This is a genomic window from Agrobacterium sp. 22-221-1, from assembly GCF_053522445.1.
Genome location: NZ_JBNWCL010000002.1, coordinates 125,904 through 146,646 on the forward strand (window position 1 = coordinate 125,904; position 20,743 = coordinate 146,646).

Annotated in this window: 21 protein-coding genes; 7 read left to right on the forward strand and 14 right to left on the reverse strand. The window is 60.5% G+C overall.

What is annotated here, in order from left to right; genetic code table 11:
• The first annotated feature begins 1 nt into the window (after position 1).
• Both ACQZ5N_RS04140 and ACQZ5N_RS04145 read left to right on the forward strand, forming a co-directional pair.
• On the forward strand, positions 2-826 hold the full coding sequence (locus ACQZ5N_RS04140; protein ID WP_269830278.1) for a carbohydrate ABC transporter permease: 825 nt from the start codon (positions 2-4) through the stop codon (positions 824-826).
• A 12-nt stretch (positions 827-838) separates the two neighbouring features.
• Complete coding sequence (locus ACQZ5N_RS04145) at positions 839-1,837, forward strand: ABC transporter ATP-binding protein (protein ID WP_448732183.1); 999 nt, start codon at positions 839-841, stop codon at positions 1,835-1,837.
• Positions 1,838-2,277: 440 nt separating this feature from the next.
• Here the strand turns inward: ACQZ5N_RS04145 and ACQZ5N_RS04150 are convergent, their stop codons facing one another.
• The 10 genes from ACQZ5N_RS04150 to aztA form a co-directional block, all read right to left on the reverse strand.
• A complete protein-coding gene (locus ACQZ5N_RS04150) occupies positions 2,278-3,354 on the reverse strand; it encodes an ABC transporter ATP-binding protein (protein WP_135399187.1) in 1,077 nt (358 codons plus the stop codon).
• 4 nt (positions 3,355-3,358) lie between these two features.
• On the reverse strand, positions 3,359-4,189 hold the full coding sequence (locus tag ACQZ5N_RS04155; protein ID WP_035228147.1) for a carbohydrate ABC transporter permease: 831 nt from the start codon (positions 4,187-4,189) through the stop codon (positions 3,359-3,361).
• 3 nt (positions 4,190-4,192) lie between these two features.
• Positions 4,193-5,137: a carbohydrate ABC transporter permease gene (locus tag ACQZ5N_RS04160; protein WP_003525091.1), complete on the reverse strand. Its 945-nt coding sequence runs from the start codon at positions 5,135-5,137 to the stop codon at positions 4,193-4,195.
• 151 nt (positions 5,138-5,288) lie between these two features.
• Entirely contained in the window at positions 5,289-6,548 is a 1,260-nt protein-coding gene (locus tag ACQZ5N_RS04165) for an ABC transporter substrate-binding protein (protein ID WP_142780347.1), read from the reverse strand.
• A gap of 38 nt (positions 6,549-6,586) precedes the next feature.
• Positions 6,587-7,759 (reverse strand): PLP-dependent transferase, encoded by a 1,173-nt coding sequence (locus ACQZ5N_RS04170; RefSeq protein ID WP_448732184.1) that lies wholly within the window; start codon positions 7,757-7,759, stop codon positions 6,587-6,589.
• The gene (locus ACQZ5N_RS04175) at positions 7,756-8,448 is read right to left on the reverse strand and encodes a FadR/GntR family transcriptional regulator (protein WP_269829550.1); all 693 of its coding nucleotides are present in this window, start codon (positions 8,446-8,448) and stop codon (positions 7,756-7,758) included. Before ACQZ5N_RS04175 ends, ACQZ5N_RS04170 begins: the two co-directional genes overlap by 4 nt.
• Before the next feature lie 229 nt (positions 8,449-8,677).
• A complete protein-coding gene (locus tag ACQZ5N_RS04180) occupies positions 8,678-9,151 on the reverse strand; it encodes a ribonuclease H family protein (RefSeq protein ID WP_448732185.1) in 474 nt (157 codons plus the stop codon).
• A gap of 124 nt (positions 9,152-9,275) precedes the next feature.
• Positions 9,276-10,301 carry a zinc ABC transporter substrate-binding protein AztC gene (gene aztC / locus ACQZ5N_RS04185; RefSeq protein WP_448732186.1) on the reverse strand — a complete coding sequence of 342 codons (1,026 nt, stop codon included), beginning with the start codon at positions 10,299-10,301 and terminating at the stop codon, positions 9,276-9,278.
• 28 nt (positions 10,302-10,329) lie between these two features.
• Positions 10,330-11,196: a zinc ABC transporter permease AztB gene (aztB, locus tag ACQZ5N_RS04190; protein WP_003525097.1), complete on the reverse strand. Its 867-nt coding sequence runs from the start codon at positions 11,194-11,196 to the stop codon at positions 10,330-10,332.
• Positions 11,189-12,016 carry a zinc ABC transporter ATP-binding protein AztA gene (aztA, locus tag ACQZ5N_RS04195; protein WP_448732187.1) on the reverse strand — a complete coding sequence of 276 codons (828 nt, stop codon included), beginning with the start codon at positions 12,014-12,016 and terminating at the stop codon, positions 11,189-11,191. The genes aztB and aztA overlap by 8 nt, the downstream gene beginning before the upstream one ends.
• Positions 12,017-12,312: 296 nt before the next feature.
• Here aztA and zigA point away from each other — a divergent pair, with 296 nt between their 5' ends.
• Positions 12,313-13,518, forward strand: coding sequence for a zinc metallochaperone GTPase ZigA (gene zigA / locus ACQZ5N_RS04200; protein WP_448732188.1), 1,206 nt, complete (start codon positions 12,313-12,315; stop codon positions 13,516-13,518).
• A 192-nt stretch (positions 13,519-13,710) separates the two neighbouring features.
• Here the strand turns inward: zigA and ACQZ5N_RS04205 are convergent, their stop codons facing one another.
• The 3 genes from ACQZ5N_RS04205 to ACQZ5N_RS04215 form a co-directional block, all read right to left on the reverse strand.
• Positions 13,711-14,148 (reverse strand): YqaA family protein, encoded by a 438-nt coding sequence (locus ACQZ5N_RS04205; protein WP_448732369.1) that lies wholly within the window; start codon positions 14,146-14,148, stop codon positions 13,711-13,713.
• A gap of 96 nt (positions 14,149-14,244) precedes the next feature.
• The gene (locus ACQZ5N_RS04210; protein WP_448732189.1) at positions 14,245-14,514 is read right to left on the reverse strand and encodes a hypothetical protein; all 270 of its coding nucleotides are present in this window, start codon (positions 14,512-14,514) and stop codon (positions 14,245-14,247) included.
• Entirely contained in the window at positions 14,511-15,617 is a 1,107-nt protein-coding gene (locus ACQZ5N_RS04215; RefSeq protein WP_448732190.1) for a CobW family GTP-binding protein, read from the reverse strand. The genes ACQZ5N_RS04210 and ACQZ5N_RS04215 overlap by 4 nt, the downstream gene beginning before the upstream one ends.
• 338 nt (positions 15,618-15,955) lie before the next feature.
• Here ACQZ5N_RS04215 and ugpB point away from each other — a divergent pair, with 338 nt between their 5' ends.
• The 4 genes from ugpB to ACQZ5N_RS04235 all read left to right on the forward strand — a co-directional run bounded on the left by ugpB (position 15,956) and on the right by ACQZ5N_RS04235 (position 20,137).
• A complete protein-coding gene (gene ugpB / locus ACQZ5N_RS04220; RefSeq protein ID WP_003523344.1) occupies positions 15,956-17,266 on the forward strand; it encodes a sn-glycerol-3-phosphate ABC transporter substrate-binding protein UgpB in 1,311 nt (436 codons plus the stop codon).
• Positions 17,267-17,335: 69 nt separating this feature from the next.
• On the forward strand, positions 17,336-18,217 hold the full coding sequence (gene ugpA / locus ACQZ5N_RS04225; protein WP_003523346.1) for a sn-glycerol-3-phosphate ABC transporter permease UgpA: 882 nt from the start codon (positions 17,336-17,338) through the stop codon (positions 18,215-18,217).
• A gap of 10 nt (positions 18,218-18,227) precedes the next feature.
• Positions 18,228-19,076: a sn-glycerol-3-phosphate ABC transporter permease UgpE gene (gene ugpE, locus ACQZ5N_RS04230; protein WP_448732191.1), complete on the forward strand. Its 849-nt coding sequence runs from the start codon at positions 18,228-18,230 to the stop codon at positions 19,074-19,076.
• On the forward strand, positions 19,076-20,137 hold the full coding sequence (locus ACQZ5N_RS04235) for a sn-glycerol-3-phosphate import ATP-binding protein UgpC (RefSeq protein ID WP_448732192.1): 1,062 nt from the start codon (positions 19,076-19,078) through the stop codon (positions 20,135-20,137). Before ugpE ends, ACQZ5N_RS04235 begins: the two co-directional genes overlap by 1 nt.
• Before the next feature lie 72 nt (positions 20,138-20,209).
• On the opposite strand, the gene ACQZ5N_RS04240 is transcribed toward ACQZ5N_RS04235, so the two are convergent.
• Complete coding sequence (locus ACQZ5N_RS04240; RefSeq protein ID WP_077984241.1) at positions 20,210-20,653, reverse strand: glyoxalase superfamily protein; 444 nt, start codon at positions 20,651-20,653, stop codon at positions 20,210-20,212.
• Positions 20,654-20,743: the final 90 nt, after the last annotated feature.

The window sequence follows — 20,743 nt, forward strand, 5'->3', positions numbered from 1 at the left end:
CATGGCCCGCAAGACAACCACACGTGCGAAGATCGGCTTTTCCATCGCGGCCTGGGCCGTGGCGCTCCTGCTGTTCTTCCCGATCCTCTATGCCTTCCTCACCTCGATCAAGACCGAACCGGAGGCGATCGCCGGCTTCAGCCTCATTCCCTCGGGCACGCTTGAGAATTACGTGACGGTGCAGACCCAGCGCGATTACTTCAAGCCGTTCATGAACTCGGTGGTGCTGTCGCTCGGCTCGACGATCATCGCGCTGATCATCGCCATTCCCGCCGCCTGGGCCATGGCGTTCTCGCCGACCAAACGCACCAAGGACATTTTGATGTGGATGCTCTCCACCAAGATGATGCCGGCTGTCGCCGTGCTGGTGCCGATCTATCTGATCTTCCGCAATGCCGGCCTGCTCGATACCCGCATCGGGCTCACCGTCATGCTCACCTTCATCAACCTGCCGATCGTCATCTGGATGCTCTACACTTACTTTCGGGAAATCCCCGGCGAGATTCTGGAAGCCGCCCGCATGGATGGCGCATCGCTGTGGAACGAGATCGTCCATGTGCTGACCCCGATGGCGGTGCCGGGCATTGCCTCGACGCTGCTCCTCAACGTCATCCTTGCCTGGAACGAAGCCTTCTGGACCATCCGGCTGACGACCACCAATGCAGCCCCGCTGACGGCCTTCATCGCCTCCTTCTCCTCACCGCAGGGGCTGTTCTGGGCAAAACTCTCGGCCGCCTCGATGATGGCGATCGCCCCCATTCTCGTCATCGGCTGGTTCTCGCAGAAACAACTCGTGCGTGGCCTGACCTTCGGCGCCGTGAAATAAGGAACGACAAACATGGGCAGCATTTCCCTTCAGAACGTGTCCAAGCTCTTCGGTGAGGCGAAAGTCATCCCGTCGATCGATCTCGATATCAACGACGGCGAATTCGTCGTCTTCGTCGGCCCGTCGGGCTGCGGCAAGTCCACGCTGCTGCGGCTGATCGCCGGGCTGGAGGACGTCTCCGGCGGCAAGATCGTCATCGACGGCAAGGATGTCACCGAAAAGGCGCCGGCCGAGCGCGGCCTTGCCATGGTGTTCCAGTCCTATGCGCTTTATCCGCATATGAGTGTGCGCAACAACATCGCCTTCCCGCTGAAGATGGCCAAGCTCGACAAGGCGATCATCGATAAAAAGGTGGAAGACGCCGCCCGGGTGCTGAACCTCACCGATTATCTCGAACGCCGGCCCTCGCAGCTGTCGGGCGGCCAGCGCCAGCGTGTCGCCATCGGCCGCGCCATCGTGCGCGAACCCTCCGCCTTCCTGTTCGACGAACCGCTTTCCAACCTCGATGCGGCGCTGCGCGGCACCATGCGGCTGGAAATCTCCGAGCTGCACAACACGCTGAAGACGACGATGATCTATGTCACCCATGACCAGGTGGAAGCCATGACCATGGCCGACAAGATCGTCGTCTTGAACCGCGGCAATATCGAGCAGGTCGGCTCGCCGATGGAGCTTTACCGCTCCCCCGCCAACCTCTTCGTCGCCGGCTTCATCGGCTCGCCGCGCATGAACCTGGTGACCGGCGATTACGCCCGCCAAAAGGGCGCGACCACCGCCGGCGTGCGGCCCGAGCATCTGGTGCTGTCGAAGGAAAGCGGACTGTGGCAGGGCAAGGTGACGGTCGCCGAACATCTCGGATCGGATACCTTCCTGCATCTCGAGGTCGATGGCATCGGACCGATCACTGCCCGCACGGACGGTGAGTTCGAATGCAAACACGGCGATACCGTCTTCATCACGCCGGATGAGACCAAGATCCACAGGTTCGAAGAAAAGGGTGTGGCGATCTAGGTGCTGGCTTTCACAAGGTTTTTCATTCACAGCGGACCCGCAGGCGCCTGGAGCTTGCACCCCCCTCTGCCCTGCCGGGCATCTCCCCCTCAAGGGGGGAGATCGATCTGCGGCAAAGTCTCGCACATCTGGAAGCTTGCGAATGAAGCGATGAAAGAGCCTCCTGCCGATCTCCCCCCTTGAGGGGGAGATGCCCGGCAGGGCAGAGGGGGGTGCAAGCTCCAGGCGCCTGCGGGTCCGCGTGAACGAAAAATCCTGTGAAAGCTCCATCCAGCCGGAGCCTCCACGATAGACGAACGAAGGGCAATCTGATGCCACGGTTGGCGCGTTTGCGAAGGTTCTCAACGTTTCCAGCTTTCCGTCGCTCCGGCTTTAGCCAAAATGACGGAGGAGGCATACAACGGCACAGGAAACCTTCCCGCCGAGTACTATGCCAAACCTCACGCCTCGCCGATCCTGACGCCATTCCTGTCGAAGACATGCAGCCTTTCCTGCGGGAAACCGACCCGCAGGGACTTGCCCGGCTGCAACAATGCCCGGTCCGATGAAAACAGCTTGAAGGGCAATCCATGCACGGTGAGGTGCAGGATGACGCCGAGGCCGGTCGGTTCGACGAGATCGACCGTCGCTTCCACACCGCCTTCAGCCGGCGCTACGGTCACATGTTCCGGGCGGATACCGAGCGTGACCGGCTCGCCATCGGCGAGGTCCACTTCCCGGCCAAGCGCAAGGCGCGTGCCGTCACCCAGCACGACGAAACTGCCGCCATTCTCCTGCACGAGCCGTCCTTCGAGGAAATTCATGCCGGGCGAACCGATGAAGCCGGCAACGAAGAGATTGGCGGGACGATCGTAAAGATCGAGCGGCGCGCCGATCTGCTGCACATGGCCGGCATTCATGGCGACGATACGGGATGCAAGCGTCATCGCCTCGATCTGGTCATGGGTGACGTAAACCGAGGTTGCGCCAAGATCGGCATGCATGCGTTTGATCTCGGCGCGCATCTGCTCGCGCAGCCGGGCATCGAGGTTGGATAGCGGCTCATCGAACAGGAAGGCCTTTGGCTGGCGCACGATGGCGCGGCCCATGGCGACGCGCTGGCGCTGGCCGCCGGAGAGCGCCTTCGGGCGGCGGGCGAGATAGGGATCGAGGCCAAGTTTCGCGGAAGCACCGGCCACCGCCGCCGCGATGGTTTCCTTCGGGCTGCGGCGCAGGCGCAGGCTATAACTCATATTGTCGGCGACGCTCATATGCGGATAGAGCGCATAGGACTGGAACACCATGGCGATATCGCGATCCTTCGGCCGGCGATCATTGACGCGTTCGCCATCGATGGAAAGGTCGCCGGATGTTATCTCTTCAAGGCCTGCGATCATGCGCAGCAGCGTCGATTTTCCGCAGCCGGAGGGGCCGACGAGGACGATGAACTCGCCATCCCTGATATCAAGATCGACACCATGCAGCACGGCGAGGTCGCCATAGGTCTTGCCGACATTCTTCAGCTCGATGGAAGCCATGGGATTATCCTTTCACCGCGCCGGCCGTCAGGCCCTGCACGAGATAACGTTGAATGAGCAGGAAGAAGAGGCAGGCCGGAATGAGCGCCAGAACGCCCGCCGCCATCATCTGCCCGAAATCGACGGAGAATTTAGAAACGAAGGTCAGAAGGCCAACCGGGAAAGTGGCGCTCTGGTTGCCGGAGATCAGCATCAGCGCAAACAGAAGCTCGCTCCACGCGGCGGTGAAGACGAAACCGAGCGTCGCGGCGATGCCCGGCAGCGTCAGCGGCAGGATGATCTGGCGGAAGGCCGTAAACCGGCTTGCCCCGTCAATCATCGCCGCCTCTTCCAGATCCTTCGGAATGCCATCGAAGAACGACTGCATGAGGAAGGTGGCGAAGGGCACATTGAAGGCGGTGTATACGATGACGAGGCCCGTCAGGCTGTTGGTGAGGCCGAGCGGCGACAGCATCTTGAAGATCGGCGCGACCAGCATGACCAGCGGAAACATCTGGGTGATCAGCATCAGGGCGACGATCCAGTATTTGCCCTTGAAACGGAAGCGTGACAGCGCGTAACCCGACAGCGACGAGAGTATCGTTACGGCAATTGCCGTGGAGCCCGCGACGATGACGCTGTTCTTAAAAAACGTCGGGAAGGCACTGTTTTCTATGACGAAACGATAATGATCCCATGTCGCCCGCGATGGCCACATCCTGACACCTTCGCTATAGAGCAGATCATTCGGCGTGACGGATACCTTCAGCAGCCAGAAGAGTGGGAACAGCGCAAAGGCGATATAGGCAAGGATCGCCAGACGATGCGCAAGGGTGAGAAATATCCTTGAGGTCATCGGTCAGTCCTTCTCGATCAGGCGCTGGCGCAGCAGCACGATCAGCATGGAATAGGCAAGCAGCAGCACCAGCAGCACCAGCGCGATGGCCGAGGCATAACCGAAATCGAGACGCCTGAAGGCCTGCGTGAAGATGTAGCTGGCGACGATCTGCGTGCGGTCGGCCGGTCCGCCATTGGTCATGACGATGATGAGATCGGCGAAATTGGCGATCCAGACGGTGCGCAGCAGGATGGTGATGGCGATGGTGGGCGCCAGAAACGGCAGGGTGATGGAGGTGAAACGCTGCAGCGGGTTCGCCCCGTCAATTTCCGCCGCCTCGTAAAGATCGCGCGGGATGGCCTGAAGTGCCGCAAGCAAAGTGATGGCGAAGAAGGGAATGCCCCACCAGACATTGGCGATGATCGGCCCCCACATGGCAAGCTGCGGATCGGCGAGGATATTGTTGGGTGCGGATAACAGCCCGAGCGAGACCATCCAGTGCGGCAGCGGCCCGATGACCGGGTTGAACAGCCACGCCCAGTTGAGGCCGGCAAGGAAGGTCGGCACCGCCCATGGCAGGAATACCAGCGCCTGCGCCAGCCCCCTGCCCGCGAAGGGCTTATCCAGCAGCAGCGCCAGAATGAGGCCGAAGAAGAATTGCAGGAAAACCGAAGCGCCGGTCCACCACAGCGTATTTTTCAGCGCCCGGTAAAAAGCCGCATCCTGCGACAGCGCCTCCAGATGTTTGAGGCCAACGAAACCGCCGGAGAACGGGTTGAGCAACTGCACATCACGAAACGCATAGGAGAGGCCAAGCACCAGCGGCACCAGCATGACGGCGACGATGAGCACCAGCACCGGCGCGCTGTAAAGCCAGGGTTCGGCCCAATCGGCAAACCGCCGCATCGCGGGCTTGCCAGCCGGTTTGCGCGCGGCCACCGGCCCGGCGCCATGGGCATAGGACATTGTATCGCTCCCTGATCGGACGATGGAACGGACAGCTTTTCCAGCCATTCGGCTTACCGGTCCGAAAAATTTCTATGAAAAGGCCTGTCGCAGCGAAGGTCGGCAAGACCCGCCGCACGGGCATTTGCGCCCGCACGGCCGGTCAATGTCGTTACTTCGAGGCCAGGAACTTCTGCTGCGCCTTGGTCATGTAATCAGCCCATTGCTTGGCGAGGTCTTCCGGCGTGATATCGCCGAGCAGCGCTTCCTGCGATGTCTTGATCACAAGCGAATCCTTGAAGAAGGCGAATTCCTCAAGATAGGTCGGCATCGTCGTCGGCACGGCGTTCTTGTCGGCCAGTTCGTCGAACCAGCCCTTGAACTGCTCGCTGGCATAGAAGGGGTCCTTCTCCGCCGACTTGTGCACCGGCAGCGCGCCGGTCTTCTTGTTCCACTCGATATTGCCTTCCGGCCCTTCGAGCGTCTCGATCAGCTTCCAGGAAAGGTCCTTGTTTTCGGATTTCGACATCATCGACCAGCCGGCGAAACCGATCGTCGGGAAGGTCTTGCCGTCGGGGCCCTTGGGCATGGTCATGACGCCGAAATCTTCCGGCTTCATGCGCTGGGCAATGGCGATCAGCGCGTCCGGGTCCTGATCGAGGAAGGCGCAGGTGCCGGAATAAAAGCCGGCGACGATCTCGTTGAAGCCCCAGTTGACGCTGTCCTTCGGCGCATAACCGTTCTTGTAGAGATCGACCACATAGGTCAGGCCCTTCACCCAGCCGGGGCTGTCGAAGGTGGAGGTGCCGTCCTTGGTGAAGAACTCGTTCGAACCGGCCATGGATGCGCCGAACATGACCCAGCCGTTGAGGCCGCCCGGACCGCCGCGCAGGCAATAGCCATATTTGCCGGGAAGGGCCGCGACCTTCTTCGAGGCATCGGCGAATTCGTCGAGCGTCTTCGGTGGCTCCTTCACGCCTGCCTGTTCCAGCAGTTTCTTGTTGTAGAACATGGCGCGGAGATAAAAGCCGTAGGGCAGCATATAGGCCGTGTCCTTCACGTCGCGGCCGAGTTCCAGCGTGCGGTCGCTGAGGCCCGCGGTGTGTTCCCACTTTGCGAGATAGGGCTCAAGGCTTTCGAGCATGCCGTTATTGGCATAGAGAGACAGCCATGTGTCGGGCATTTCCATCACATCGGGAATATCGCCCGCAGAGACCATGGTGGCGAATTTCTGGAAGGCCTCGCTCCAGGGAAGCGAAATGATTTCCACCTTGGTGCCGGGATTGGCGGCCTCGAATTTCGAAACGATGCCTTTCAGCGTTTCCGTCCGCTCGGGACTTGTGATGACCTCGACCAGTTTCAAGGTCGTGTCCGCCAGCGCCGTTCCGGTCATCAGGGCGGTGAAGATTGCTGCTGTTACCAGTTTTTTCATGTCGTTCTCCCCTTTTTTGTCGTCAGTTTAAAAACACGTCAGGCGACGGAGGCCGCCTTGATCGCGGGTTCGAGATCGTTCCAGAGGGCTTCCGTGCCCTCCAGCCCGACATGCAGGCGCACCGAACGCGCGCTGATGCCGAAGGTGTGGGCGGAGTTTGGCTGCGCCTTCTGTTCGAGCACCACTTCCCCCGGAACGATCAGGCTTTCATGCCCGCCCCAGGAAACACCCAGTTTGAAAAGCTTGAGGCGGTCGGCAAAAGCGCGCACATCCACCCCTTCCTTGAAGATGAAGGAAAACAGGCCCGACGTGCCGTTAAGGCCGGGTGGCAGGCGGTTCGCCAGTCCCGGATGGCAGACCTTCTCCACCACATCCAGCGCCTGCAGGCGGGTTGCGATCTCAAGCGCCGAGGCCTGATGCGCCTTCATGCGCAGCGGCAGGGTGCGAAGCCCGCGAATGAGCAGCCAGGCATCGAAAGGCGACATCTTGCCACCGAGATAGGGATAGGTTTCCGCCCGGATGCGGTCGATCATCGCCTTCGAACCGGCCACCACGCCGGAGACCACATCGCTATGGCCGCCCAGATATTTCGAGGCGGAATGCACGACGAGATCGACGCCGAGCGAAATCGGCTGCTGGAAGACCGGGCTTGCCCAGGAATTGTCGATGACGGTGACGGCGCCATGACGCTTGCCGATGGCGGCGAGCGCACCGACATCATGGGCTTCCATCACCCAGCTCGTCGGGCTTTCCATGTAAAACAGCTTTGCGCCCGGCATCGCCTTTTCAACCGCCGCCTCATCGCGGCCGTCGACATAGACCACCTCGATATTCATGCGCTGCATGAAGGTGCCGAACAGGCGGAATGCATCGGGATAGACATGGCGCACGGCGACGATCCGGTCGCCCGGCGAAACGAAGGAGAGCACGGTGGAGGAAATGGCCGACATCCCGCTTGCAAAACCAAGCGCATCTTCCGCCCCTTCGAGCTTCGCCAGCATCTCCTCAAACAGCCGCACGGTGGGGTTCAGCCCGCGCGTATAGACCGGCCGCACCTTTTCGCCGCGATAGGTGGAGACCATTTCGTCATAGCTGGAAAAGGTGAAAAGCGAAGTCTGCACGATGGGCGGCACCACGGCTTCAAAAGCGTGGGCCTCGTCATGCGCAACGATAAATGAGGCGGGATCGAAGAAATCGTTGCCATGGTTCATTTCGACATGTCCTTGATATCCTCCTCGACGACAGCGAGGATTTTCAGTGTTTCTTCACGGGCGGTCTCGGCATCACCGGCGGCGATGGCGTTGAACAGCGTGCGGTGAAAGGGGAAGGAGCGGCCGGCGAAATCCGGGCGGTCGAAGGGCTTCGACCAGAAACGTTCGAAACCTTCGCGCATCTGCTCCAGAAGCTGCTTGAACAGCGTATTGTGGGTGGCGTCATAAATCGACAGATGGAAGGCAAGGTCGGCTTTACCGGAGGTGCCTTCGGCCAGATGCACCCGCTCCATCTCATCGAGCCGCGTTTCCATGATGGCGATATCCTCCGGCGTGCGGCGGCGGGCGGCCGCCATGGAGGCCTCCACCTCGATGCCACGCCGCACTTCCAGCGTCATCAGCAGCGCATCGCGCAGGCTTTCGGCATCGATGGAAATCGGCATATGCACGGTGGCGGCGGAGATCGGCTTCAGCAGATAATTGCCGCTGCCCTTGCGGCTGTCGATGACGCCCAGCGCCTGAAACTTGCGAATGACTTCACGGATGGTGGACCGGCCGACGCCCAGCGCCGCCATCAGTTCCCGCTCCGCCGGCAGCCGGTCTCCCGCCTTCAGCCCTGCCCGCTCCACATAGTCGGAAAGCGCGGCCTCGACCTGGCGCACGCGGTCGCTCGGCGGAATTGGCTGCATGAGTTCCCGGCTGGACCTGTCCAAGACACACCCTCTAAATTGGTCTGACATCTTACCATTTCAAACGGGATGTCGATTGTCAACCGGCAAGCGGCCGTGCGTGCACACCATTCGGTTGGAGTCGCGAAAGAGTACCGGCGCGACCGCTCGATACGGAAAAAGGTCGAGACGGGAGATGGCTGAAGTGAAGAGATTAAAGCGCCGGATCACGGCGACTGACAGCCGCCGGCTAAGTCACCGTCGCGCAGGAAACTGCACGCGCCAAAGCATCGGCATGCTCGTTGCCGACAGTGCCGGAATGCCCTTTGCACCATTCTACAACCACATGGGGATGCCGCTCCAGCAGGCTGTCGAGCTGCTGCCAGATGTCCCTGTCGGGGATCGGTCTTCGGCGAGTGCGCTGGTTGGGCGTGATCCGCTTCCAGCCGTTGTTGCGCCAGATTGCTCTATATCGGCGGCAGCCTTCGATGACATGAACGGCATCCGTCCAGAGCGTGACTGCCCGCGTTGGCGCCTCGACGGCGATCCAGGATAGTGCGTTGAGGACGGCGAGGACCTCGAACGTATTGTTCGATGTGCCGACAGTCCTGCCCGAGGCGGAATGGACTTGGTAGCCCGCTTCATGAACCACGAACGCCCATCCTCCGGATCTGGAAGCATCGTCGAAGGAGCCGTCGGTGAAGATGTGAAGCGCATCGGACATAGGAGGCTTTGTAGCACCGATATGGAAATCGCTAAAGGAAGAGTTCCAGGGCCATTGCATGAACACAAAAGCAGAGAGGGCGGCACAGGCCACCCTCCCCGAACTCACAGCGATATGGTCGAACTTACTGGCCGAGCACGGCCGCCGTGATCGTCTCGATATTGTGGTTGATCATGTCGATATAGGTTGCAGCCGGGCCGTCGGCAGTCGAAAGCGCGTCGGAATAGAGCGTGCCGCCAACCTTCAGGCCGGTTTCGCTGGCGATCTGGTCGATCAACCGCTTGTCGGTGATGTTTTCGACGAAGATCGCCGAGGCCTTGTCATGCTTTACCTGATCCACCAGCTTGGCGACATCGGCGGCCGAGGCTTCGGATTCCGTCGATACGCCTTCAGGTGCGAGGAAATTCAGACCATAGGCATGCTCGAAATAACCGAAGGCGTCATGCGAGGTGATGATGACGCGCTTTTCCGGCGGGATGGCGGCGATCTCGGTCTTCACCTTCTCGTTCAGTGCGACAAGCTTGGCGATATAGGCATCCGAATTGGCGGTGTAGGTCGCGCAACCGGCCTTGTCGACCTCGCAAAAGGCGCCGGCAATGTTCTTCACGTAGATTTCGGCGTTCTTGATCGACTGCCAGGCATGCGGATCGAACTCGCCGTGATGGTGATGGCCCTCATGGCCGTGGTCGTGATCATGAGCCTCGGCGGTCTCATGGCTGTGGCCGGCTTTCTCTGCCTTGTGGTCGTGACCTTCCTCTTCCTCGGCTTCCGGATGGGCGTGACCTGCCGGCTCTTCGGAAAGCTTGAGCGGCTCCACACCCTTGGTCAGCTCCACCACCGGCGCCTTGGTGCCGCTGGTGTCGATCAGCCGCTTCAGGAAGCCTTCGAATTCCAGACCGTTGACCAGCACCACATCCGCCTTGCTGACGGCGACGGCATCGGCCGGGCGGGGTTCATAGACATGGGCGTCGCCATCCGGCCCGACCAGCGTGGTGATTTCGACACGGTCGCCGCCGACGTTTTTCGCAAAATCGGCGATGATCGAGAAACTGGCAACGACCTTGAGTTCGGCGGCGGACGCCTGCGCCATCAGAACCGGGGAGAGGGAAAGAAGGCTGGCGCAGGTGGCCAGACGGAAGGTTTTGAACATGAAGGTTCTCCTTTTTCGAACGCTGTTTTCAGGCCGTCCTGTGACGGCCGGAACCGAGAAGATCGCTGAGCACGCCGCGCGTGCCGATGAGGATGGAGAGCGCATAGATGACGCCCGCAGAAAGGATGATCGCCGGGCCGGATGGCAGCGACGCGTGATAGGACAGAAGCAGGCCGGCGAAACAGGACACCATGCCGATGCCGATGGAAATGAAGCACATGGGCGCGACACGGTTGGACCAGAAGCGGCTGGCGGCGGCGGGCAGCATCATCAGCCCGACCGAGAGCAATGTTCCCAGCGCCTGAAAGCCACCGACCAGATTGAGCACGACGATGGCAAGGAAGAGGAAATGCACCGGGCTGCCCCAATTGCTGACCGAGCGCAAAAACAGGGGATCGAGGCATTCCGCCAGCAGCGCCCGCCAGAAAGTGATCATCACCACCAACGTCACGATGCAGATGCCGCCGATCAGGCCGAGCGCCTCATTGTTCAGCGCCAGCACCGTGCCGAACAGCACATGCATCAGATCGACGCTGGAACCGCGCCATGAGACGAGCAGCACGCCGAGCGCCAGCGAGATGAGATAAAAAGCGGCAAGCGAGGCGTCTTCCTTCTGGATGGTGAAGCGTGACACAGCGCCTGCACCCAGCGCGACCAAAAGGCCGACGGCCAGCCCGCCGATGGTCATGGGCAGGATTTCCAGCCCGTAGAACAGAAACCCGACCGCCGCTCCCGGCAGGATGGCGTGGGACATGGCGTCGCCCGTCAGGCTCATGCGGCGCAGCATCAGAAACACACCGACCGGGCCACAGCTGACGGCAAGGATCAGCGCACCGGCAAGCGCACGCTGCATGAAGACATATTGGACGAAGGGTTGGATGAAGATATCAGCCATGGATATTCGAATTCGCGTGGGAGTGGGCATGGGAATGGACGGATGCCGCCTGCGGACTTGCCCCGACGATCTGCAGCGAAGGCGCCTCGGCCGGCTCGCACCAGGGCGCATTCTCCTCCCACGCCTCGTGGAAATGCCGCGCCTGCCGGATGTTCTCCGCCTGTAGGACCTCGGCCGTAGGACCCAGCCCGACAAGCTTTCGGGCAAGGAACAGGGTCTCCGGAAAATGCTGCCGCACGAGCTGGAAATCATGAAGGACGGCCAGAACCGTGCGTCCCTCCGCCACCCATGATTTGATCAGGACCATAAGGTCGGAAACGGTGCGCTCGTCGACGGCATTGAAGGGTTCGTCGAGCAGGATCAGCTGCGCATCCTGCAACATGGCGCGGGCAAACAGGGCGCGCTGCATCTGGCCGCCGGAAAGCGAGTCGATATTGCGCTTTTCAAAACCGGAAAGCCCGACCGCCTCCATCACGCGGCCCATCGCCGCCCGGTCTTCGGGACGGTGGCGGCCAAGCAGGCCGCGTTTCGGCCAGAGACCAAGCGCCACCAGATCCCGCACCTGCGCTGGAAAGGAACGGTCGAGTTCCGATTGCTGCGGCAGATAAGCGACGGACAGATTTGGGCTTACCCGGCATTCGCCGCCGAGCGGCTTCAAAATGCCGGCAATGCCTTTCATCAGCGTCGATTTTCCCGAGCCATTGGCGCCGACCACCGCAGTGAGCGAGCCTTTGGCGATATCGCCGTTCAGATGATGCACGGCCGCGCGGCCGGCATATCCAAGCGTCAGGTTTTTGAAGGCGAGGCACGGATCGCTCATCGATCCCTCCGGGGCAGGATGTCATTCGATGGCCCTTGATATGTAATGTTATTACATTCGTCAAACGAATATGTAATGAAATAACATTAACTATCGGAAAGATACGTTGCGCTTCGCATAAGCCGCAGCTCCGCATTGCGGGGACGCTTTTTTTCTGTCGCCCGTTGACAGGCAACCGCTATGTAATGTTATTACGTTACAAAACCAAGACGGGGCAGCACCGAACCCGTCGTTTTCAGATCGTGCGCGTGGCCGCGATGAGGTCCACGCGAGCGTTGCCAAAAAACGAGGTCCATATGTCGCAAAAACTTCCCGTCACCGTGCTTTCCGGCTTTCTCGGCGCCGGCAAGACGACGCTTCTCAACTATATTCTCGCCAATCGCGATGGTCTGCGCGTGGCGTTGATCGTCAACGACATGAGCGAGATCAATATCGACGCCGCACTGGTGCGCGATGGCGGCGCCAATCTCTCCCGCACGGAAGAGCAATTGGTGGAAATGACCAATGGCTGCATCTGTTGCACGCTGCGCGACGACCTCCTGACGGAGGTGCGGGCGCTGGCCGAACAGGGCCGTTTCGACTACCTGCTGATCGAATCCACCGGCATCGCCGAGCCGCTTCCGGTCGCCGCGACCTTCGATTTTCGCGATGAAAACGGCCGCAGCCTTTCCGATGTCGCGCGTCTCGACACCATGGTGACGGTGGTGGATGCCGCCAATCTTCTCAACGATTACGGTTCGTCCGATTTTCTGGCCGACCGGGGCGAAACGGCGGGCGATGGCGACAACCGCACCATCGTCGACCTTCTGGTGGAGCAGATCGAATTTGCCGATGTCGTCGTCCTCAACAAGATCGGCACCGCGACGCCGGAGGAACGGGACGCCGCCCGCAAGATCATCGTCGGGCTGAACCCGGATGCGAAGCTCATCGAGGCCGATTTCGGCAAGGTGGCGCTGAATGAGGTTCTCGGCACCGGCCGTTTCGATTTCGCCAGGGCCGAAGAACACCCCCTGTGGTTCAAGGAATTGCACGGCTTCAAGGACCACATTCCCGAAACCGAGGAATATGGCATCCGCTCCTTCGTTTACCGCGCCCAAAAACCCTTCGACCCCGTGCTGTTCCAGCGCTTCATCGACCGCGCCTGGCCAGGCGTGGTGCGCGCCAAGGGCTTCTTCTGGCTGGCGACGCGTCCGCGTTATGTCGGCGAGATCAGCCAGGCCGGCGCGTTGGTGCGCACCGGCAAGATGGGCCTATGGTGGTCCGCCGTGCCGAAGGAGCAATGGCCGCGCGAAAAGCAGTTCCTCGATATGATGAAGCCCTATCTCGATCCGGTCTTCGGCGACCGGCGACAGGAAATCGTCTTCATCGGTTCAGACCCGATGAACGAGGCGCGCATCCGCGCCCAGCTCGATGCCTGCCTGATTGATACCGAGGCATTCACACCGGATGCATGGCGGCATCTGCCGGATCCTTTCGCAAGCTGGGACCGGCAGGCGGCTTGATTGTCTCCACCGCCCGCATTTCAGCCGAGCGGTTGCGTCTTTTGCCTTCTCCCCGCCGGGGAGAAGGTCGCGGCAGCGGGATGAGGGGGCGAGGGTAGTGATATGCGGTAAGCTTGCCCCCTCATCTGACCCTTCGGGCCATCTTCTCCCCGGCGGGGAGAAGAAACAGGCCACACCGTTTCTTGCGAAACACTACAGAAAATTCAGCGTCACCAGCGCCAGAACGAGATAACGCCCGACCTTGGCGATGGTGACCAGCAGCAGGAAGACAGGCAGCGGTTCCTTCATGATGCCGGCGGCAACCGTCAGCGGATCGCCGATCAGCGGTGCCCAGCTGATGAGCAGTGACCATTTGCCATGACGACGATACCAGTTCTGGGCGCGCTCCAGCGCCGCCTCCCCGACCGGAAACCAGCGTTCTTGCCGAAAGCGCTCGATGCCGCGGCCGAGCAGCCAGTTCGCAAAGGAGCCGGCGACATTGCCGGCGCTGGCCACGGCGACCAGCAGCCAGACGGGCTGTGATTTCAAAACGATGAGGCCGGCCAGTGCGGCCTCCGACTGCATGGGCAGAATGGTCGCCGCGATAAACGCCGTCAGGAACAAACCCGCATATACCGCCAGATCGGCCATTGCCCGCCCTTCATCATCCGCGAATCCCGCGCTGCCCCTGAAGTGGCGGATGAGGGCGTCGGCGGTCAAGCGCATCTTGAGCCTGAAAACGGGTTCTCAAGCCGAATTCGCGGCAATGGCGCGCACGATATCGTCATGATCCACCGCGAGAAGCGGCTTGTGGATGGATAGTTGCCGGCTGATACCGGAAGCCGACAGGATGACGATCACCGTTTCGCGCGGCGGGCAATCCGGCAGGGCGCAGGAAAGCTCGCTGACGGTGAGAATATCTTCGGGGTGGAGATGCAGCAGATCGCGGGACCATTGCTTCAGAAGACGGGCCTGCGAGACGATTGCGGAGCCGCTGCGCGCAAGCGGATTGTTCATGCCCTGCCCTTTCGCCCCGCCTGCGAGGCCAATGTATCGAAGAGAGCGCGGATCGGCTGCTGCGGCATGTCCATGCCGATCAGCACGATGCGCGTGGAACGATTGCCATCCGGCCAGCGCTCCAGGCGGGTCAATGGATAAAGCCGGTGCTGCACCGCGTGGGCGACAACCGGCCGCTCCGCGTCATCCGTCGCGCCGAAAATTCCCTTGAGCCGCAACAGGCCGGAATGCACATTGCTGGTGACGAGCTCCAGAAAAGTGACGATCGCCTGCGGATCGAAAGCGCCGTCAAAAGTGAGATCGAAAGCCTCGACCCCGACGCCATGGCGGTTGATATCGTGCTGGTGGGCGGCATGAAGGCTCAGCCTGTCGGCCGCAAGCCATCCCGGCGCATCCTCCGGCTTGCCGCGCAGCGAATAATCCGAGGCTGCAAATAACGACATCAGATCGAAATCGGCGGCATTACGGTCGTGAAACAAGGCCGCAGGATTGAGATCCGCGAGGCTTTCGCGGTCTACGGCCGCAGCATCGGCAAGATCGGTTTTCGTCAGAACGATATGGTCGGCAAAGGCAAGCTGTTTCCAGCCTTCGATAAAGCTGTCGAGCATCGCCGGACCGGAGACAACGTCGAAAGCCGTGACCACGCCTGAAAGATGGAAATGCCGGGCGACGATGTGATCGCGCAGGCCAAGCGCCGGCGTGCCGCCGGCGATCAGGCTGTTGATGATCGGCGCGGGATCGGCAAGGCCGGTGGTTTCGATGACGACCCGCGATACTTCCGGCATCATCCCTTCCAGAAAGGCCTGATGCAGCTCATAAAGCGAGGTGCGGATATCGCTGGTGGCCGTACAGCAGATGCAGCCCGTCGTCGTTCTGAAATATCGTTCAGAACCCGTTCGCACCAGACCGTGATCGATGGGCACCGAGCCGAATTCATTGACGATGACCGCGGCATCGCGCATGGCGGGCTCAGTCAGAAGCGCGTTCAGCAACGTCGTCTTGCCCGCGCCCAGAAAACCGGTCAGCAGGGTAACCGGCACCGTGCGGACAGGTGGCGCGACGGCCGAAACGTCCCTGGAATCGACCGTCTTCTTCCGCTTCATTCCGAACACATCCGCACCTTCGACATTCATAAATTCGCCGCACCATAATACGTAATGTAATAACATATCAATGCCGATTGTTGGATTTCCGCCGGGAGCTGATCCCGCGCCGGCATGCCCCTAACAGCCGGGCGCATGAAAAAACCATGGAACGAAGGAAATGGAATAATAAATCCGTTTCCTTCACTTTCGTTTTAATCGTTCCACGTTCTCTTGCATTTTCGTTAGAGTTCGCTTTTAATCAGATCGCTAGTACAGAAAAGATCGCCCGCAGCCGGATCGAGGAGGAACGACTGCAATAAGGGGCTGTATCTTTTACTGTTTTCATAACGGGAGGAATGACCTTGAAAAAACTCAGCTACCGCCTCGCCGCGGCATCCGCGCTTTCGTTTTTTGTCACATCGAATGCATATGCAGTAACGGACATTCAGTGGTGGCACGCCATGACCGGCGCCAACAACGAGGTCGTGGATACGCTTGCCAAAGAATTCAACGATAGCCAGAAAGAATACAAGATCACGCCCGTCTTCAAGGGCACCTATCCGGAAACGCTGAATGCCGGCATTGCGGCGTTCCGCGCCAAGCAGCCGCCGGCGATCATTCAGGTCTTCGACGCCGGTTCGGGCGTGATGATGGGTGCTGCCGGCGCCATCAAGCCGGTGGCGGACGTGCTGAAGGAAGGCGGCTACACTTTCAACAAGGCCGACTATCTGGCCGGCATCGTGGCCTATTATTCCAAGCCTGACGGCACCATGCTGTCCTTCCCTTACAATTCGTCCTCGCCGATCCTCTATTACAACAAGGATGTCTTCCAGAAGGCCGGCCTCGATGCCGCCAACCCGCCGAAGACCTGGCCGGAAGTTTTCGAAGCTGCCAAGAAGATCAAGACCAGCGGTGCGGCCCAATGCGGTTTCACCTCCACCTGGCTCACCTGGATTCAGACCGAAAACTTCGCCGCCTGGAACAACGTCTCCTATGGCAGCAATGAAAACGGCCTTGGCGGCACGGATGTGAAGCTTGCGGTCAATGCACCGCTCTTCGTAGAGCATTTCCAGGCGATTGCCGACCTCGCGAAAGACGGCACCTTCCGTTATGGCGGCCGCACCTCGGAGGCCAAGCAGCTGTTCATGTCCGGCGAATGCGGCATCCTGACCGAATCTTCCGGCGGCCTTGGCGATATCGTCAAGACCGGCATGAATTACGGCATCGGCCAGCTTCCCTATTATGAGGGCCATGGTCCGCAGAACACCATTCCCGGCGGCGCCAGCCTCTGGGTCTTCGGCGGCAAGAGCGACGCCGAATATAAGGGCGTGGCCGAGTTCTTCCACTTCCTCTCCCAGACCAAGATTCAGGCACGCCTGCATCAGGTCTCCGGCTATATGCCCGTGACCATCGCGGCCTATGAGGAAACCAAGAAATCCGGCTTCTACGACAAGAACCCCGCCCGTGAAACGCCGCTGCTGCAGATGATGGGCAAGCCGCCGACAGAAAACTCCAAGGGCGTGCGCCTCGTGAACCTGCCGCAGGTGCGCGACATCATGAATGAGGAGTTCGAGGCGATGCTGGCCGGCAAGCAGGACGCGAAAGCAGCACTCGACAAGATCGTCGAGCGCGGCGATGCGGCCATCAAACAGGCTGCCGGCAACTAAACGATCCCCTGCCCCGCCCGCATCCTCGAACAGGTGCGGGCGGCATTCCCATCTCATCAGGAGATCGCCGTGCAAAGCGTCGTATTCCCCAACAAGATCCTGCCCTATCTGCTGGTCGCGCCGCAGATCATCCTCACGGTGATCTTTTTCTTCTGGCCGGCAAGCCAGGCGCTTTACCAGTCGACCATGCGCGAGGACGCCTTCGGGCTGAACAGCAATTTCGTCGGGCTGGCGAATTTTTCCGCCGTGCTGTCGGATGAAAGCTATCTGAACTCGCTGCAGGTCACCGTCATCTTCAGCATCCTGACCGCGCTCGTCTCCATGGGGCTGGCGCTGCTTCTGGCGACGGCGGCGGACCGCGTGGTGCGCGGCAAGGGTTTTTACCGCACCATGATGATCATGCCCTATGCCGTTGCCCCTGCGGTGGCCGGCATGTTGTGGCTCTTCATGTTCAACCCGGCCATGGGCACCTTCTCCTACATTCTGCGCCGCAACGGCATCATGTGGGACCCGCTGCTCAATGGCGATCAGGCCATGCTGCTCGTCGTCGCGGCTGCCGCGTGGAAGCAGATCAGTTATAATTTTCTGTTTTTTGTCGCAGGCTTGCAGGCAATTCCTAAATCATTGCTGGAGGCGGCCTCCATCGACGGCGCGCGCGGTTCGCGGCGCTTCTGGACCATCGTTTTCCCGCTGCTTGCGCCGACAACCTTCTTCCTTCTGGTCGTCAACACGGTTTACGCCTTCTTCGATACCTTCGGCATCATCCATGCCGTCACCGGCGGCGGCCCGGCCAAGGCGACGGAAACGTTGGTCTACAAGGTCTATAATGATGGTTTCGTGAACCTCAATCTCGGCTCTTCCGCCGCGCAATCCGTGATCCTTATGGTGATCGTCATCGCGCTCACCGCCTTCCAGTTCCGCTTCGTCGAGAAGCGCGTGCATTACGGCTGAGGATTTACTGATGATTGAAAATCGCCCGGTCGCCCGCGTGATCGCCCATCTGATGCTGGCTCTCGGCATCATCATCGTGGCCTTCCCGATCTATTACACCTTCGTCGCCTCCTCCATGACCTCGACGGATATCATCCGCCCGCCCATGTCGCTTTTGCCCGGCGACCATCTTGGCGCTAATTACACCGATGCCATGGTTGGCGGTGTCGAAAGGGTCGTAGGCGTCAGCCTCGAGCGGCTGCTGTTCAACAGCTTCGTCGTAGCGCTCGCCATCGCCATCGGCAAGATCGTCATCTCGTTCCTGTCGGCCTTTGCCATCGTCTTCTTCCGCTTTCCCTTCCGCATGGGCTTTTTCTGGATGATCTTCATCACGCTCATGCTGCCGGTGGAAGTGCGCATCCTGCCCACCTACAAGGTCATCGTCGATCTTGGGCTTATCGACACCTATGCGGGATTGACGCTGCCGCTAATGGCGTCGGCAACGGCAACCTTCCTGTTCCGGCAGTTCTTCCTGACCATTCCCGGTGAGCTGGTCGAGGCGGCGCGTATCGATAATGCAGGGCCGTTTCGCTTCATGCGCGATATTCTGCTGCCGCTGTCGAGAACCAATATCGCCGCCCTATTCGTGATCCTGTTCATCTATGGCTGGACCCAATATCTCTGGCCGCTGCTCGTGACCAACGACGCCAAGATGAACACAATCATCATCGGCCTCAAGCGCATGGTGGATTTCACCGACGCTTCGACGCCCTGGAATTATGTGATGGTGACGGCGATCCTCGCCATCATCCCCCCGATTATCGTTGTGGTGCTGATGCAGCGCTGGTTCGTCAAAGGTTTGGTGGAGACCGAAAAGTAATGGCAAAAATTGCGCTGAAAGACGTCCGCAAGGTTTATGGCGGCAATGTCGAGGCCATCAAGGGCGTATCGATGGATATCGCCGACGGCGAAATGATCGTGCTCGTCGGCCCCTCCGGCTGCGGAAAATCCACCCTGCTGCGCATGATCGCCGGGCTGGAAGGCATATCCGGCGGCCAGATCATCATCGGCGACCGTGTCGTCAACGATCTCGAACCCTCCGACCGCGACATCGCCATGGTGTTCCAGAATTATGCGCTTTATCCGCATATGACGGTGCGCCAGAACCTTGCCTATGGCCTGAAGAACCGCAACACGCCGAAAGAGGAGATCGAACGGCGCATCACCGAGGCGGCCAAGGCGCTGGAGATCGAACAGTTCCTGGAGCGCAAGCCGCGCCAGCTTTCCGGCGGCCAGCGCCAGCGCGTGGCCATGGGCCGCGCCATCGTGCGCAAGCCCGCGGCCTTCCTGTTCGACGAGCCGCTCTCCAACCTCGACGCCAAGCTGCGCGTGCAGATGCGGGTGGAAATCCGCCGCCTGCAGCGTTCGCTCGCCACCACCAGCGTTTATGTCACCCATGACCAGATGGAGGCCATGACGCTGGCCGACCGGCTGGTGGTGCTGAATGCCGGCCGCATCGAGCAGATGGGCACGCCGATCGAGCTTTACGAAAAGCCGGCGACCACCTTTGTCGCCACCTTTATCGGTTCACCTTCCATGAACCTGCTGAGCCATGGCGCGACATCGGCAAACGGCTCTTCCGGCTGGTCGGTGCAGGGAACCGCGGCACTGCCGCAGGGCGTCGCCACGCTCGGCATTCGCCCCGAAGACATCACCCTTGCCGATGAAGCCCCCGCAGACGCCGCCTTCACCGGCACCGTGCAGGTGGACGCCGTGGAACTGGTGGGTGCGGAAAGCTACGTGCACGGCTCCTTCGCCGACGGCACAACAATCGTCTTCCGCGTCCACGGCCGCTCGCAGCTTCGCATCGGCGAGACGCTGCGGATCGCCGCACAGGCAAAGGATTTCCATCTGTTCGACGCGTCGGGGAAGCGGATTTAGGCTTGGTCGCAGAAACGGGACACCCGCCACTGGGCGGGTGCTCACACTATAGCTAGAATCTCCGCCAGCTCCCTACCACACCAGTTCCACCTGCGGCCGACCATTGGAGGTTTTCTCCACGGTGCGGCCGGATGTATCAACATTGCAGTGGACGCGTTGGCGAAAGGCGGAAAAGCTTTCGAAAGTCACCACATCCACCGGATCATCGAGATGCAGGGTCAGCCGGTAACGTTCGGGATCGCCGCCGAGCGCCTGCACGCCCAGAACGGAGGCCACAAAAGGCTGGCCGAGGTAAAAACCTTCCACCCTAGACCCCAGAAGATAGGGGTTGAAGGCGGGGCGATTGCCGGCCGATGCGTGGAGGGTGTTCCAGTCGCGGAAGCCATATTGCGCGGCGATGAGTTCCAGCGCTTTCGAATGGGTGATTGCCTGCCCCTGATCCTCAAGGGCGGCGCGCAGGCGCTTTGCCTGTTCTTTCAGCCCCTCAAGGGCGGGGAGCGGTTTGGACACGTTCATAACGGTTCTCCAACATGCGCATGCCGACTATTCCGAAGGGGGTCCGCGTTGCCATCGACGACATGCAAAACATGGGATGACCGTTATTAA

Coding starts and splice junctions, on each gene's coding strand:
- ACQZ5N_RS04145 (WP_448732183.1), top strand. CDS start 839: ATGGGCAGCATTTCCCTTCAGAACGTGTCCAAGCTCTTCGGTGAGGCG.
- ACQZ5N_RS04160 (WP_003525091.1), bottom strand. CDS start 5,137: ATGTCCTATGCCCATGGCGCCGGGCCGGTGGCCGCGCGCAAACCGGCT.
- ACQZ5N_RS04155 (WP_035228147.1), bottom strand. CDS start 4,189: ATGACCTCAAGGATATTTCTCACCCTTGCGCATCGTCTGGCGATCCTT.
- ACQZ5N_RS04240 (WP_077984241.1), bottom strand. CDS start 20,653: ATGAACGTGTCCAAACCGCTCCCCGCCCTTGAGGGGCTGAAAGAACAG.
- ACQZ5N_RS04205 (WP_448732369.1), bottom strand. CDS start 14,148: ATGGCCGATCTGGCGGTATATGCGGGTTTGTTCCTGACGGCGTTTATC.
- ACQZ5N_RS04150 (WP_135399187.1), bottom strand. CDS start 3,354: ATGGCTTCCATCGAGCTGAAGAATGTCGGCAAGACCTATGGCGACCTC.
- ACQZ5N_RS04235 (WP_448732192.1), top strand. CDS start 19,076: ATGGCAAAAATTGCGCTGAAAGACGTCCGCAAGGTTTATGGCGGCAAT.
- aztA (WP_448732187.1), bottom strand. CDS start 12,016: ATGAGCGATCCGTGCCTCGCCTTCAAAAACCTGACGCTTGGATATGCC.
- ACQZ5N_RS04165 (WP_142780347.1), bottom strand. CDS start 6,548: ATGAAAAAACTGGTAACAGCAGCAATCTTCACCGCCCTGATGACCGGA.
- ACQZ5N_RS04180 (WP_448732185.1), bottom strand. CDS start 9,151: ATGTCCGATGCGCTTCACATCTTCACCGACGGCTCCTTCGACGATGCT.
- ACQZ5N_RS04215 (WP_448732190.1), bottom strand. CDS start 15,617: ATGAAGCGGAAGAAGACGGTCGATTCCAGGGACGTTTCGGCCGTCGCG.
- ugpE (WP_448732191.1), top strand. CDS start 18,228: ATGATTGAAAATCGCCCGGTCGCCCGCGTGATCGCCCATCTGATGCTG.
- ugpB (WP_003523344.1), top strand. CDS start 15,956: ATGACCTTGAAAAAACTCAGCTACCGCCTCGCCGCGGCATCCGCGCTT.
- ACQZ5N_RS04140 (WP_269830278.1), top strand. CDS start 2: ATGGCCCGCAAGACAACCACACGTGCGAAGATCGGCTTTTCCATCGCG.
- ACQZ5N_RS04170 (WP_448732184.1), bottom strand. CDS start 7,759: ATGAACCATGGCAACGATTTCTTCGATCCCGCCTCATTTATCGTTGCG.
- zigA (WP_448732188.1), top strand. CDS start 12,313: ATGTCGCAAAAACTTCCCGTCACCGTGCTTTCCGGCTTTCTCGGCGCC.
- aztB (WP_003525097.1), bottom strand. CDS start 11,196: ATGGCTGATATCTTCATCCAACCCTTCGTCCAATATGTCTTCATGCAG.
- ACQZ5N_RS04210 (WP_448732189.1), bottom strand. CDS start 14,514: ATGAACAATCCGCTTGCGCGCAGCGGCTCCGCAATCGTCTCGCAGGCC.
- aztC (WP_448732186.1), bottom strand. CDS start 10,301: ATGTTCAAAACCTTCCGTCTGGCCACCTGCGCCAGCCTTCTTTCCCTC.
- ACQZ5N_RS04175 (WP_269829550.1), bottom strand. CDS start 8,448: ATGCAGCCAATTCCGCCGAGCGACCGCGTGCGCCAGGTCGAGGCCGCG.